The organism is Achromobacter sp. 1L-A-4-B-C2, from assembly GCF_057291955.1.
This window is the reverse complement of record NZ_JBXAWP010000001.1, coordinates 178192-190289: the sequence shown is the minus strand read 5'-3', so window position 1 is coordinate 190289 and position 12098 is coordinate 178192. Positions and strand designations below refer to the sequence as shown.

Here is a 12098-nt window from a genome sequence, read left to right as displayed (position 1 = left end):
CCGCCTAAGCCGCCGCTTGGATCCGTTGCCGCAGGTCGGCCTGCCATTGGGCGGGGCGGCCCAGGTAGCGAGCCGGTTCCAGCAGCGTGTAAACGCCACCGAGTTCCAGCGCAAACGTGGGGAAACCGCTGCCGCCTACCCGGGCTAGCAACTGCCGGCTGGCCGCGATGTGCGCTGCCGTGTCGGCTCCTTGCGCCGCGCCATAGGCGGCGTCGAACGCTGCGCCGTCCAGCCCGATGTCGCGCGCCAGGATGCCCAGCACGGCCGGGTCCGCAATGCGGCGGCCCTCTACGTAGTGGGCGTGCTGCAAACGCTTGAGCAGGTCCAGCCCGCGCCCGTCAAGCTGCTCGGCGGCGAGGATGGCGGTGGTGGGGGGCTCGGAGTCAAACACCGCGCCGCTGTCGCGCAGCAGGCCGTCGAAATAGTCCTTGCCGAAGACCTGGCCGGTCAGGCCGGCGATGCGTTCGTCGTGCGGCATGACATAGCGGCGTAGCGCGTCGGTGACGGGCTGGCGGTTGCCCGCGGTCATCATGCCGCCGCCGTGCGGCGCCACGTGCAGGCCGGCAATATCGCGGGCGGCGTCCACCAGCGGCGCGGCGCCGTAGCACCAGCCGCAAAGCGGGTCGAAGATGTAATGCAGGGTGGGGGTTTGGGTAGCCATGGCGTGATGGTAGACGCGGGCTGCGGGCGGAAAAAGCCTGACGTGATCGCCAGAGTGTTGCATCGGCCGTGCAGATTGCCCGCACGGCCGGCAAAGACGTCAGCCGGTCAGCCGGTCAGCCGGTCAGCCGGTGAACTGCACGCCGATCCAGAACAGCGCGGCCGCCAACGCCATCGAGGCGGGCAGCGTCAGCACCCAGGCCAGCAGGATGTTGCGCACCGTATTGCCTTGCAGGCCGCTCTTGTTGGCGATCATGGTGCCGGCCACGCCCGAGGACAGCACGTGGGTGGTCGATACCGGCAGGCTGAACACGTTGGCCAGCCCGATGGCTGCCACGGCCGTCACCTGCGCCGACATGCCTTGCGCGTAGGTCATGCCCTGCTTGCCGATCTTTTCGCCCACCGTCAGCACTACGCGGCGCCATCCCACCATGGTGCCGGCGCCCAGCGCCAGGGCCACTGCCACGATCACCCAGAAGGGGGCGTATTCGGTGGTGGCGGTCAGGTCGGCGCGCAGGCGTTGCAGGTCGGCGCGTTCGCGGGCGGGCAGCCCTTCGATGCGCGCGACCTTCTTGGCGGTGTCGTCCAGGCACAGCAGGTAGCGGCGCACGTCAATGCGCTTGTCGGCCGACAGGTCGGCGTAGTTGGCGACACCGGCCAGGTCCGTTTGCAGCGCGGCGATGGTGGGCACGGTCAATTCGGGGTCGCAGCGAAAGTTGCGCGGCAGGTCGGACGCGGCCGGCGCCCGCTTCAGCGCCAGGAAGTCGCCCAGCATGGCTTCGTTGCGCTGGTAGAACACGTTCAGGTGGTTCGCGGCGTCGCGGGTGCGTTCGATCTGGTAGGTGGTGCTGGTCGTATCCAGCACGAAGTTGGCCGGCACGATGCCGATCAGCACCAGCATGATCAGTCCGATGCCCTTCTGCCCGTCGTTGGACCCGTGCACAAAGCTCACGCCCATGGCTGACAGCACCAGCACCAGCCGGTTCCAGAACGGCGGGTGCTTCTTGTTGTCGATGGCGCGGCGCTGTTCGGGCGTCTTGTGCATCTTGGAGGTGGGCAGCCAGCGCTTGAGCAGCAACAGCAGCCCACCCGCGACGATGAATCCGGCTATCGGCGAGGCCACCAGCGACATGCCGATGTCCACGGCCTTGCCCCAGTTGACCCCCTCGCCCAGCGGCAGGTCGGTGATCAGTGCATTGGCCAGGCCCACGCCAAGAATCGAGCCGATCAGCGTGTGCGAACTGGACGCGGGGATACCGAAGTACCAGGTGCCCAGGTTCCAGGCGATGGCGGCGGCCAGCATGGCGAACACCATGGCCAGCCCGCGGCCGGTGTCCACGTTGATCAGCAATTCCACCGGCAGCAGGTGCACGATGGCGTAGGCAACGCCCACGCCGCCCAGCAACACGCCAAGGAAATTGAAGATACCGGACAGCACGACCGCAAGATGCGGCGGCATGGCCTTGGTGTAGATGACCGTGGCCACGGCGTTCGCCGTGTCGTGGAAACCATTGATGAATTCGAAGGCCAGGACGAATGTCAGGGCCAGCACAAGACTGAGGCCGACCCAGAGATCAAGGCCGTGGAAGAGGTCGAACATGGAGGCGGGGGGCGAGGTTCCGGCGTGAGGAGCCGATTATTGCAGATTTGTGACCTGGCCCTGGTTGCGTTGGACAACCAATTTTCCCCGCCCTGGGGGCGCGCCGTCAGAATTTCGAATACTGGAACTCGATCTCCATCGGCTTGCCCAGATTGGCGGAGGTGTCCGCCTGGATCAGCAGCACGGCGAACACGCCGAGGTAAAGCAGGCACAGCCACAGCGTTCTTTTCATTGCGGCATCCCTCCAGCGGGAAAGGTCTGGCCAGGGGCGGGGCGGGCAGGGGTCATGGCCGGAACACCTGGGCAATCTTCTGGTTCACCCGCAGCCAGCCGAGCTCGCCCAGATGCTGCACGTCGCGCAGCATGCCCACTTCAAAGGGGGCGTCGTACATATCCATGCACGTCATCGCATAGCGCCGGCACAGGGCGCCCACTTCCTCTTGCACGGGCTGGAAACGGTTCAGGTCCTTGAAGACCATCGGGTGCAGCGGTTGCATGACAAACAGCGCATTCACGCCATGCTGGTGCAGCAGCGCCATCAGGGCGGTCAGTTCGCGCAGTTCGTCGCGGCCTGTCAGGGGTTGCGGCAGGTACGCGGTTTTGCCGCCCTCGGGAAGGGTCCGCAGGTATTTGTTGAAGAAGTCGTCCCGCACCGCGTAGCGGTTGCCGGTCATCAAGTCCTGCTCGGCACGTTGCGCCTCTTCGGCCAGTGCGTCCCAATCCACCACGCGGGCAGCAGCAGCGGGGCCCTCGCGTTCCCGCTCGGGGGCGGGGGCGGCATGGGCCGGTGTCCACAGGTCGACCAGCCGTTGCCTGAAAACATAGGCCTGCTCGGTCATCATCGACCAAGCCACGCCCGCATCACCTTTGTCGCGCAGCCAGCGTGCCAGTTCGGCGCGGCCTTCGGGTTGCTTGAGCAGCCGGGGCAGCAGCGGGTTGGCGTGTTCCTTGAATTCGTCGGCGCCCAGCCCGCCATCGCCGTCGAACCATCCGGGCGACAACATCACCACCACGCGCGAGGCGGGCGACAGGTCATCGGCCAGTGCAGCCAGCACCAGCTGCATCCCCAGGGACTGGAAGCCCGAATGGCCGTAGGCCAGCACCGGCATCTGTAACTCGTCGGCCAGATAGCGGTAGGGGACAAAGCGCAGGTCGTTGCTGGTCAGCTCGGAAGACCCCAGGATCACCACCCGGTCGCCGGTGCGCAGTGCCTGGCTCAGGCGCGACAGGTTGCGCGTCTGTTCTTGCAGCGTATTGCCCAGGTTGGGAATGTAGATGCCCGGGGCGGCGGCGGGCACGGGTTCCGTTTTCAATGCCAGCGTATGCCAGGCGAGCCATCCCGCGGCGACCGCGGCCGTCAGGGCCAGCGCGGCGGCCAGCGCGTGCTGCCGTAAAGTGCGTTTGAACATGGAGACAACAGGCGCGACGGGCCAGCCAGGGAAGTATTTTGTTAGCGGATGTTATCCAGGCCCCATGACGCAAACAAGCGCGCGAAACCGGGGCCACGGACGATTCGCTTTTTTGCCACACGTCCGCGGGCGGGTTGGTGGGGGCGGGGACGCCTTTCTCCTGGGAAAGAATGCGATAGCATCGTCATCGCGGCCGTCTTCTGGATTTCCATGATTGACCGCCGCGCCGCCCGCCTTATCGCCCGGCGGACCCGTTCCCCCTTGTCGCTTTCAGCCATCGCCACCGCCTATGACCACGCCCACCCGAATCGCCCGCCGCCATCCCGACGACCTGATCATCGGCCTGGTGTCCGTCTCTGACCGCGCCGCCACCGGCGTTTACCAGGATCAGGGCCTGCCCGCCTTGCGGGAATGGCTGGGGACGGCGCTGGTGTCGCCGTGGCAGGCGGTGGACCGCCTGATTCCCGACGAGCCCGCGCGTATTTCCGAAACACTGATTGAACTGGTGGACATCCGCGGTTGCGACCTGGTGCTGACCACGGGCGGCACCGGCCCCGCCCGCCGCGACGTCACCCCCGAGGCCACGCTGGCCGTGGGCACCAAGGAAATGCCCGGCTTTGGCGAACAGATGCGCCAGATCAGCCTGCGCTTCGTGCCCACCGCGATCCTGTCGCGCCAGGTGGCGGTCATCCGCGAAACACCGTCGCACGCCGCGTTGATCGTGAACTTGCCGGGCCAACCGAAGTCCATCCGTGAAACGCTGGAAGGCTTGAAGGGCGATGACGGCACGGTGATCGCGCCGGGCATCTTCGCCGCGATCCCGTATTGCATCGACCTGATCGGCGGGCCGTACGCCGAGACCCGCCCCGAGATCATCGACGCCTTCCGTCCCAAATCGGCCCGTCGCGCCCCGCAGTCCTGACCGGCTGCTGCGTTATAGTTTTGGCCGCTCCGTCCACTTATTTGCCTAAAGAGTCCTACCGTCATGAAGGTTCGCATCGCCCTGTCCCTCGCCGTCCTAACCGCCTTGTCAGCCTGCGCCAACGTGCAAGACGTGCGCAAGCGCGACCCCGTTTTCTACGGCGCCACCCAGCGCACGGCCGACGACTACACGACGTGCGTGGCCGACGCCTGGAAGAACATGGGCGTTAACTTCAAGCGCCAGGAAATCCGCAACGGGTTTGAATTGGTCCAGGAAGACAGCCTGGGTGTCGAAGCCGTGCTCAGCACGACTACCTGGAAGGGCAAGACCGAAGCGCGCCTGTCCACGCGCATCGCCCGCCGCGACCAGAGCATCATCGAACCGGCGAACCTGTGCCTGTAAGCCGTCTGATCCTGCGCCGCGACGTTCTGCGCCTGGGCCTTGCGGTGGCGGCCATGGCTTGCGGCCTGCCGGCGCGTGCCGCCACGCAGCAAGGCTTTATTTCGCGCAAGCTGAACGCGCCCGTGCCGGGCGGCGTTGCCATCCTGCCGCTGGGCGATGCCGACCGTGCGCCCGAGGTCACCTTCCTGGACCGCCGCGTGATGGTGGTGCGCGAAGAGGGCAAGCGGTGGATCGCCGTGCTTGGCATTCCGCTTAGCGTCAAACCGGGCGAGCAGCAGGCCGTGGTGCGCGATGCCAACGGCGAACGCAAGGTGTCGTTCTCGGTGGGCGCCAAGGAATACGTGGCGCAGCACATCACCTTGAAGAATCCGCGTCAGGTCGACCCCAACCCGGACGACATGAAGCGCATCGAACGCGAAATGGCCGAGCAAAGCGCGGCCAACCGGACCTACCGCGCCGGCGTCACGCCCAGCAACCTGTTGCTGGACCGTCCGGTAAGCGGTGGCCGCCTATCCAGCCCGTTCGGGCTGCGCCGCTTTTTCAACGGGCAGGAACGCAACCCGCATTCGGGCCTGGACTTTGCCGTGCCCGCGGGCACGCCGATCAAGTCGCCGGCGGCGGGTGTGGTGGTGTTGGTGGGGGATTATTTCTTCAACGGCAAGACGGTGTTCGTCGACCACGGCCAGGGCTTCATCAGCATGTTCTGCCACATGTCGGCCATTGACGTGAAGGTGGGGGATGAGGTGCCGCGTGGCGGCGTGGTGGGCAAGGTGGGCGCCACCGGGCGTGCCACGGGGCCACACCTGCACTGGAATGTCAGCCTGAACGATGCGCGGGTCGATCCCGCCATTTTCATCGGGGCGTTCAAGCCCTGATGCAGCGCCGGGCGTGGCTGCCCGGCCGGCGCGTTACGCCGTGGCGGCCTGCTGCGCGATTTTGTTCAGCACGAACTGATGCATGCGCTCGGCATATTCCATCTGCTGGCGCACATGAAGCTGTTCGGCTTCCTGTTCGTCCAGGCAGTTGTCGTACTTGATCTTGGCTTCGGCGTAGGTCAGGCCGGTGTTGCGCAGGCTGTTGATGAACGCCTCGCGCGATTGACGCAGCAGGCGCAGCCCTTCCTCCCCTTTGGCGAATTTTCTTCGCGTCCGGGAAAGCTGGTCAGCAGCGGCTTGCAATTCTTCTGTGAAATCCATCTTGCTTCATGCGTATCCCGCCAGACATTGCGCCTGACCGGGTTGCCATTTTTTCACGAACGGACGTTCCACGCATTACGGCATGTCGCGGTTTGGCCTTAAGGGCGGTAAGGCCCCGGACCGGTGCGACATAAAGACAGGGAGCCGGCCTTGTGGCCGGCCCTGAGGTCCTGACTTAACGGCGGTATTGCTGGGGACGGTGCGGCGCGGGTGCGCGCTCGTCTTTGTGACGGAAGTTGATGCGGCCCTTGGTCAGGTCATACGGCGACATTTCCAGGGTGACGCGATCGCCCGCCAGGATGCGGATGCGGTGCTTGCGGATACGGCCGGAGGCGTAAGCGCCAACTTCGATGCCGTTGTCCAGTTTGACGCGGTAGCGGCTATCGGGCAGCACTTCGTCAACAATGCCATCCAATTCGATGAGTTCTTCTTTAGCCATTCTCTACTCCTTGATCAATACGCGCAGCCAGGCCGGCGGCATGACGCGCCGCACGAAGCGGCAAGCGCGTTGGACACAGATAACCAGGTCCAGCGGTTGAACGTAAAACGTTCGGGCAAGCGCGGGTAATGGCCACGGCATCCCGGGTGGATGTCTGAAATGACGGATACTCGCGCAGCGTGGGCAATGTGCGCGCACGGCGCGGCTTGGTCGCGATACCGTGCAAGCGCACAGCACCGGAAGAAGCGGGTTGGAACTTTTGCTGCGTGCCTTGCGGCGCAGAGGGCTGCGGCGCGTGGGACAGTCGTGACGTCGCCGACAGTAGGAAGGTCGCCCGGCAAGGTTCAACCAAACCGGGGGCAGCCTGGGTATCTTGGGGGGTGACCCGAAGGAGTACAGGTTGGCACGCAGAGTGACCGAAGCCCGGTTTTTGCGGAAAAATCACGGACTTATGTTACTGCAAAGCGCGCCGATTAGCCAGTATTTATCTGCGGCAAAGCCGCGATAGTTGCTGCTGGACGACTCATGGGCGCCCCGGGGGCAAACACGCAAGCCCGCGCGGTCTGCTCTATTTATGGGGGCAAATCGCGCCGCTTCAATGCCTAGCTGACGTTTTGCGCCTGCGCGTCCGGTTCGACTACGCCGGGGAAGTCGTCCGGGTATTGCGGCAGGTCGTCTGTGATGTCGAACCATGGCGCCTTGCTGGCCACGTGGCAGTGGGCGGCGGGCTTGACGCCCGGGTCGTCGTCCAGCGCGCCCAGCGGCAGGCCATAGGTGTCGGGCGTCTGATCAAAGCGGCTTAGCAAAGGCGTGCCGCAAGCTTCGCAAAAACCGCGATAACTGCCGGGTGACGAGGCATACCAGGTGACGTGGTTTTCGCCCTTGGTCCATTTGAAATCAGACACTTGCACGGAAGCACGGCTGCGGAAAGCCGCGCCGTGGGACTTGCGGCACATGATGCAGTGGCAATTCAGGGCGTTGGTGAGGGGGCCGTTGATCTCGTAAGCCACGCGGCCGCACAGGCAGGAACCGGTAATCATGATGAGCGCCAAGCGAGTGGGGGATTTCCTGAATATACCCGCGCCGACCCAGGCTGCAAGCCGTCGGCGGCGGCGATTGTGACGGATCTCTTTCAGTGCGTTGCTGACCCCGGTTTTTATCCCATCCGAATTGTTCGCCGGGTCATCGCGCTGTCATGCCGCGAAAACAGAATGCGCCCATGACCACAGACAAGGGGATCAGCGATGACGGTCGCCATTGAAGTACAGGGCTTGAGCAAGACCTTCCATGCCGGGGCCAAGGCGCTGGACAACGTCAGCCTGCAAGTCGCCGACGGCGAAATGGTGGCGCTGCTGGGCGCGTCCGGTTCGGGCAAGTCCACCTTGCTGCGCCATCTGGCCGGCTTTGTGGCCGGGGATGCGGGCCAGGGCAGCGTGACCGTCAACGGTCAGCTTATTCAGCAGCATGGCCGGCTAAGCCGCAACGTGCGCGCCGCGCGCGCCGGCATCGGCTTTGTGTTTCAGCAATTCAACCTGGTGGGCCGCCTGCCGGTGATTACCAATGTGTTGACCGGAATGTTGCCGCGCGTGCCGCTGTGGCGCAGCCTGACCCGCTGGTTCCTGCGCGCCGAGGTGCGTCAGGGCCTGGATGCGCTTGCCCAGGTTGGTATAGACGACTACGCATTTCAGCGCGCCTCCACGCTGTCCGGCGGGCAGCAGCAGCGCGCCGCCATTGCCCGCACGCTGGTGCAGAACGCGCGCGTGATCCTGGCCGACGAACCCATCGCATCGCTGGACCCCGAATCGTCGCGCCGCGTAATGGACACGCTGGCCCACATCAACCGCACGCGCAAGGTGGCGGTGGTGGTGTCGTTGCATCAGGTGGATGTGGCGTTGCGCTACTGCCCGCGCGTAGTGGCGTTGCGCCACGGCAAGGTGGTGTACGACGGCCGCGCCGCCGACCTGACCCCCGAAATGCTGCGCGACCTGTACGGCTCTGAACTGTCCGAGCTGCTTCCCGAATACACGCAGCAGTCGCCCGCCATGCCGGCGCTGGCGCCGCTGTCGCGGTTGGCGCACGCCGCCTGACCTGACCTTTGATTGCAACGCCGCGACCCCACGGCCTTTTCACCGAATCCACCCCGGAGTCATCCATGCTACGCAGAACCTTCTTTACCCTGATCGCCGCCGCCGCGCTGTCCACCCAGGCCGTCGCGCAAGACGCCAAGACGTTGAACTTCGGCATCATCTCGACCGAATCGTCGACCAACCTGAAGTCGGTTTGGCAGCCCGTCATCGACGACCTGAGCCGCGCCATCGGCGTGCCGGTCAAACCCTTCTTCGCCTCGGACTACGCGGGCATCATCGAAGGCATGCGCTTTAACAAGGTGCAGATGGGCTGGTTCGGCAACAAGTCGGCGATTGAAGCCGTGGACCGCGCCAAGGGCGAAGTGTTCGCGTCGGTGATCGACAAGGACGGCAACCCCGGCTATTGGTCGCTGCTGATCGTCAACAAGGACAGCAACCTGAAGACGCTGGACGACGTGCTGAAAAACGGCGGCAAGCTGAGCTACGGCGCGGGCGACCCCAACTCCACGTCCGGCACCGCCGTGCCCGGGTACTACCTGTGGGCCGCCAACAAGATCGAACCCAAGACGTTCTTCAAGACGGTGCGCGCCAGCAACCACGAAACCAATCTGCTGTCGGTCATCAACAAGCAGGTGGATGTTGCCGTCAACAACACGGAAGCGCTGGAGCGCTATCGCCTGAATACGGGCAAGGACGCCAACGACAGCGTGCGCGTGCTGTGGAAGTCGCCGTTGATTCCGGCTGATCCGCTGGTCATGCGCTCGGACCTGCCGGCCGACTTGAAGGGCCGCATCCGCGACTTCTTCGTCAACTACGGCAAGGGCAAGGACGCCCAGCGCGAATTGGCCAACCTGAAGGCGCTGACGTACCAGGGCTTCCGCGCGTCGGATAACCAGCAGCTCGTGCCCATCCGCCAGATCGAATTGGCCCGTGAAAAGGCCAAGGTAGAAGGCGACAGCACGCTGGGCCAGGCCGAAAAGCAAAAGCAGTTGGCCGACCTGGACAGCAAGCTGGCCGCGCTGGGCCAACCCGCCGTCGCCAAGCAATAACTTTCCTGATCGCCATCCATCGGACCGCCATGAGCCTAGCCACCCATTCCCCTCGCCTGCCCACCGCGCCGCGTTCTTCGCTGCCGGTCTTGCTGGTCTGGGCCTTTGTTCTTGCACTGCTGGTGATGTCATGGGGCGGCGCGGACATGCGGCCGATGGATCTGTTGCGCGACTCGGGCAACATGGCGCAGTTTGCCGCCGACTTCTTCCCGCCGAATTTCCGCGACTGGCGCATGTACCTGGACGAGATGATCGTCACCGTGCAGATCGCGGTGTGGGGCACGTTCCTGGCCATCGTGGTGGCCGTGCCGCTGGGTCTGCTGTGTTCGTCGAACATGGTGCCGGCGTGGGTCTACCAGCCCATGCGACGCCTGATGGACGCGTGCCGCGCCATCAATGAAATGGTGTTCGCGATGCTGTTCATCGTGGCCGTGGGCCTGGGGCCGTTCGCGGGCGTGCTGGCCTTGTGGGTGCACACCACCGGCGTGCTGGCCAAGCTGTTCTCGGAAGCCGTTGAAGCCATCGATCCGCGTCCGGTCGAAGGCGTGCGCGCCACCGGGGCCAACGCGTTGGAAGAAATCGTGTACGGCGTGATCCCGCAAGTGTTGCCGCTGTGGATCTCGTATTCGCTGTACCGCTTTGAATCCAACGTGCGCTCGGCCTCGGTGGTCGGCATCGTGGGCGCGGGCGGCATCGGCACGGTGCTGTGGGAAATCATCCGCAGCTTCCGCTACGCCGAAACCTGCGCGGTGATGATCATCATCGTGGCCTTCGTGGTGGCCATCGACATGTTGTCCTCGCGCATCCGGCGCGCGCTGATCTAGTCGGCGCGGCGCAGCGCCAGCAGGGCGGGCAGGGCCAACAGGCCTGCCAGCCGGGCGTGGTCGACGTCCGCGTCCGACACCTTGGGACGCGGCATCAGGAAGTTGACGGTGCCTAGACAAACCCCGTCATACGACACCGGCACGTTGATGACCGATTGCAGGCCCAGTTCGCGGATGGCGTCGTGGTCGTTGAAGAATTCGCGGATGGCGGCCTCGCCTTCGCCCACGAACACGCGCTGGTCCAGCAGCACGTGCTGGCCCCACGGCGTGCCGCGCTTGTCCTTGCTGCCGCCCGGCGGATAGGCGTTGGGGTTCGAGCTGTACAAGCGCACCACGCGCATGGTGTCGGCGTCAAAGCGGTTGACGGTGCACAAGGCATGTTCAAGCCGGCCATGGGCGTAGGCGTCAATGGCCTGCAAGGCCGCCGTCGCATCCGCGGCGGCGTAGGCTTGTGCAATGGCCGACACGCCGGCTGCCGCCGGCGTCACGGAAGTCGGCGTGGCGTTCATTCCGCCGTGATCCCCAGTTCCTTGATCAGCTTGCCGTACTTGTCGGCATCGCGCGCCAGGATCTGGCCGAACTGCTCGGGCGTCGTTTCCGTCAGCAGCACGCCCATGTCGCCCATCTTCTTGATGACGTCGGGGCGCTTGAGGATCAGGTTGATCTCGCGGTTCAGGCGCGCGGTCAGCTCCGGCGGCATGCCGGCCGGGCCGAACGCGCCGTACCACACCGACAGCTCATAGCCCGGCAGCGTTTCGGCCACGGTCGGTACCTCGGGCAACAGCGGCGAACGGTTTTCTTCGGTCACGGCCAACAGCTTCAGCTTGCCGGACTGCACGTGCGGCAGGGTTTGCGTGCCGGCGCTGAACAGCACCTGCGTACGACCGGCCACGGTGTCCAGCACCGCGGGCGCGCCGCCACGGTAGGGGATGTGCATCATCTTCACACCGGCGGCTTTCTCGAACAGCGCGGCGCTCAGGTGGTTGGTCGACCCTTGGCCGGCCGAGGCATAGGCCACCGCATCCGGGCGGTCTTTCACGTAGGCGATGAATTCCTTCACGTTGCTGACGGGCACCGAGGGGTGCACCACCATCGTGTTCGTCACCAGCGCCAGTTCGGCGATGGGCGTGAAGTCCTTGACGCCATCGAACGGCATGTTGGAATACAGCGCCTGGTTCATCGTGTGCGTGCTCATCGAGCCCACCAGCAGCGTGTAGCCGTCCGGCTTGGCGCGCGCCACGAAGGTGGTGCCGATGTTGCCGGACGCGCCCGACCGGTTCTCCACGATGACCGGTTGGCCCAGCGATTGCGTCAGCCCTTCGGACAGCACGCGCGCCAGAATGTCGGTGGACCCGCCCGCGGCCCACGGCACGATCAGCGTGATCGGCTTTTCAGGCCAGGCGGCCTGGGACAAGGCGGGCGTGGCCAGGGCCAGGCCCAGCGCGCACACGCGCATCAGTCGTTGGAAAGACAGTTTCATGGTGATTACCCCTGTGTAAGTGCCGGTCTG

General features: G+C 65.1%; 15 protein-coding genes. 6 read left to right on the top strand and 9 right to left on the bottom strand.

What is annotated here, in order from left to right:
- Nucleotides 1-4 precede the first annotated feature (4 nt).
- The 4 genes from AC0Z35_RS00930 to AC0Z35_RS00915 all read right to left on the bottom strand — a co-directional run bounded on the left by AC0Z35_RS00930 (nt 5) and on the right by AC0Z35_RS00915 (nt 3669).
- On the bottom strand, nt 5-661 hold the full coding sequence (locus tag AC0Z35_RS00930; RefSeq protein WP_485131571.1) for a DsbA family protein: 657 nt from the start codon (nt 659-661) through the stop codon (nt 5-7).
- A 123-nt stretch (nt 662-784) separates the two neighbouring features.
- Nucleotides 785-2260, bottom strand: a complete 1476-nt coding sequence (locus AC0Z35_RS00925; RefSeq protein ID WP_104144595.1) for an inorganic phosphate transporter — start codon at nt 2258-2260, stop codon at nt 785-787.
- A gap of 106 nt (nt 2261-2366) precedes the next feature.
- The gene (locus AC0Z35_RS00920) at nt 2367-2492 is read right to left on the bottom strand and encodes a hypothetical protein (RefSeq protein WP_255221300.1); all 126 of its coding nucleotides are present in this window, start codon (nt 2490-2492) and stop codon (nt 2367-2369) included.
- A 52-nt stretch (nt 2493-2544) separates the two neighbouring features.
- Complete coding sequence (locus AC0Z35_RS00915; protein WP_104144594.1) at nt 2545-3669, bottom strand: D-alanyl-lipoteichoic acid biosynthesis protein DltD; 1125 nt, start codon at nt 3667-3669, stop codon at nt 2545-2547.
- A 289-nt stretch (nt 3670-3958) separates the two neighbouring features.
- On the opposite strand from AC0Z35_RS00915, the gene mog reads away from it, so the two are divergent.
- The 3 genes from mog to AC0Z35_RS00900 all read left to right on the top strand — a co-directional run bounded on the left by mog (nt 3959) and on the right by AC0Z35_RS00900 (nt 5868).
- Complete coding sequence (gene mog / locus AC0Z35_RS00910) at nt 3959-4591, top strand: molybdopterin adenylyltransferase (protein WP_319307536.1); 633 nt, start codon at nt 3959-3961, stop codon at nt 4589-4591.
- 63 nt (nt 4592-4654) lie between these two features.
- A complete protein-coding gene (locus AC0Z35_RS00905; protein WP_046804382.1) occupies nt 4655-4993 on the top strand; it encodes a hypothetical protein in 339 nt (112 codons plus the stop codon).
- A 53-nt stretch (nt 4994-5046) separates the two neighbouring features.
- Nucleotides 5047-5868: a peptidoglycan DD-metalloendopeptidase family protein gene (locus AC0Z35_RS00900; RefSeq protein WP_485131664.1), complete on the top strand. Its 822-nt coding sequence runs from the start codon at nt 5047-5049 to the stop codon at nt 5866-5868.
- Between the two features lie 33 nt (nt 5869-5901).
- Here the strand turns inward: AC0Z35_RS00900 and AC0Z35_RS00895 are convergent, their stop codons facing one another.
- The 3 genes from AC0Z35_RS00895 to AC0Z35_RS00885 form a co-directional block, all read right to left on the bottom strand.
- Nucleotides 5902-6189 carry a hypothetical protein gene (locus AC0Z35_RS00895; RefSeq protein WP_046804383.1) on the bottom strand — a complete coding sequence of 96 codons (288 nt, stop codon included), beginning with the start codon at nt 6187-6189 and terminating at the stop codon, nt 5902-5904.
- A 175-nt stretch (nt 6190-6364) separates the two neighbouring features.
- A complete protein-coding gene (infA, locus tag AC0Z35_RS00890; RefSeq protein WP_006221179.1) occupies nt 6365-6628 on the bottom strand; it encodes a translation initiation factor IF-1 in 264 nt (87 codons plus the stop codon).
- Nucleotides 6629-7230: 602 nt separating this feature from the next.
- Nucleotides 7231-7668: a GFA family protein gene (locus AC0Z35_RS00885; protein ID WP_120157595.1), complete on the bottom strand. Its 438-nt coding sequence runs from the start codon at nt 7666-7668 to the stop codon at nt 7231-7233.
- A gap of 204 nt (nt 7669-7872) precedes the next feature.
- Here AC0Z35_RS00885 and phnC point away from each other — a divergent pair, with 204 nt between their 5' ends.
- From phnC to phnE, 3 genes are all read left to right on the top strand, one after another.
- Nucleotides 7873-8715: a phosphonate ABC transporter ATP-binding protein gene (gene phnC / locus AC0Z35_RS00880; RefSeq protein WP_046804385.1), complete on the top strand. Its 843-nt coding sequence runs from the start codon at nt 7873-7875 to the stop codon at nt 8713-8715.
- 65 nt (nt 8716-8780) lie between these two features.
- Entirely contained in the window at nt 8781-9764 is a 984-nt protein-coding gene (gene phnD, locus AC0Z35_RS00875) for a phosphonate ABC transporter substrate-binding protein (protein WP_219990902.1), read from the top strand.
- 29 nt (nt 9765-9793) lie between these two features.
- Nucleotides 9794-10588, top strand: a complete 795-nt coding sequence (gene phnE, locus AC0Z35_RS00870; RefSeq protein ID WP_046804387.1) for a phosphonate ABC transporter, permease protein PhnE — start codon at nt 9794-9796, stop codon at nt 10586-10588.
- Here phnE and AC0Z35_RS00865 read toward each other — a convergent pair.
- Nucleotides 10585-11097, bottom strand: coding sequence for a GAF domain-containing protein (locus AC0Z35_RS00865; protein ID WP_104144591.1), 513 nt, complete (start codon nt 11095-11097; stop codon nt 10585-10587). The genes phnE and AC0Z35_RS00865 overlap by 4 nt on opposite strands.
- Nucleotides 11094-12068: a Bug family tripartite tricarboxylate transporter substrate binding protein gene (locus tag AC0Z35_RS00860; protein ID WP_046804389.1), complete on the bottom strand. Its 975-nt coding sequence runs from the start codon at nt 12066-12068 to the stop codon at nt 11094-11096. Before AC0Z35_RS00860 ends, AC0Z35_RS00865 begins: the two co-directional genes overlap by 4 nt.
- Between the last annotated feature and the right edge of the window lie 30 nt (nt 12069-12098).

What these genes read in the sequence shown, in the direction of transcription:
- AC0Z35_RS00930 (WP_485131571.1), bottom strand. Translation starts at nt 661, where the DNA reads ATGGCTACCCAAACCCCCACCCTGCATTACATCTTCGACCCGCTTTGC.
- AC0Z35_RS00925 (WP_104144595.1), bottom strand. Translation starts at nt 2,260, where the DNA reads ATGTTCGACCTCTTCCACGGCCTTGATCTCTGGGTCGGCCTCAGTCTT.
- AC0Z35_RS00920 (WP_255221300.1), bottom strand. Translation starts at nt 2,492, where the DNA reads ATGAAAAGAACGCTGTGGCTGTGCCTGCTTTACCTCGGCGTGTTCGCC.
- AC0Z35_RS00915 (WP_104144594.1), bottom strand. Translation starts at nt 3,669, where the DNA reads ATGTTCAAACGCACTTTACGGCAGCACGCGCTGGCCGCCGCGCTGGCC.
- mog (WP_319307536.1), top strand. Translation starts at nt 3,959, where the DNA reads ATGACCACGCCCACCCGAATCGCCCGCCGCCATCCCGACGACCTGATC.
- AC0Z35_RS00905 (WP_046804382.1), top strand. Translation starts at nt 4,655, where the DNA reads ATGAAGGTTCGCATCGCCCTGTCCCTCGCCGTCCTAACCGCCTTGTCA.
- AC0Z35_RS00900 (WP_485131664.1), top strand. Translation starts at nt 5,047, where the DNA reads ATGGCTTGCGGCCTGCCGGCGCGTGCCGCCACGCAGCAAGGCTTTATT.
- AC0Z35_RS00895 (WP_046804383.1), bottom strand. Translation starts at nt 6,189, where the DNA reads ATGGATTTCACAGAAGAATTGCAAGCCGCTGCTGACCAGCTTTCCCGG.
- infA (WP_006221179.1), bottom strand. Translation starts at nt 6,628, where the DNA reads ATGGCTAAAGAAGAACTCATCGAATTGGATGGCATTGTTGACGAAGTG.
- AC0Z35_RS00885 (WP_120157595.1), bottom strand. Translation starts at nt 7,668, where the DNA reads ATGATTACCGGTTCCTGCCTGTGCGGCCGCGTGGCTTACGAGATCAAC.
- phnC (WP_046804385.1), top strand. Translation starts at nt 7,873, where the DNA reads ATGACGGTCGCCATTGAAGTACAGGGCTTGAGCAAGACCTTCCATGCC.
- phnD (WP_219990902.1), top strand. Translation starts at nt 8,781, where the DNA reads ATGCTACGCAGAACCTTCTTTACCCTGATCGCCGCCGCCGCGCTGTCC.
- phnE (WP_046804387.1), top strand. Translation starts at nt 9,794, where the DNA reads ATGAGCCTAGCCACCCATTCCCCTCGCCTGCCCACCGCGCCGCGTTCT.
- AC0Z35_RS00865 (WP_104144591.1), bottom strand. Translation starts at nt 11,097, where the DNA reads ATGAACGCCACGCCGACTTCCGTGACGCCGGCGGCAGCCGGCGTGTCG.
- AC0Z35_RS00860 (WP_046804389.1), bottom strand. Translation starts at nt 12,068, where the DNA reads ATGAAACTGTCTTTCCAACGACTGATGCGCGTGTGCGCGCTGGGCCTG.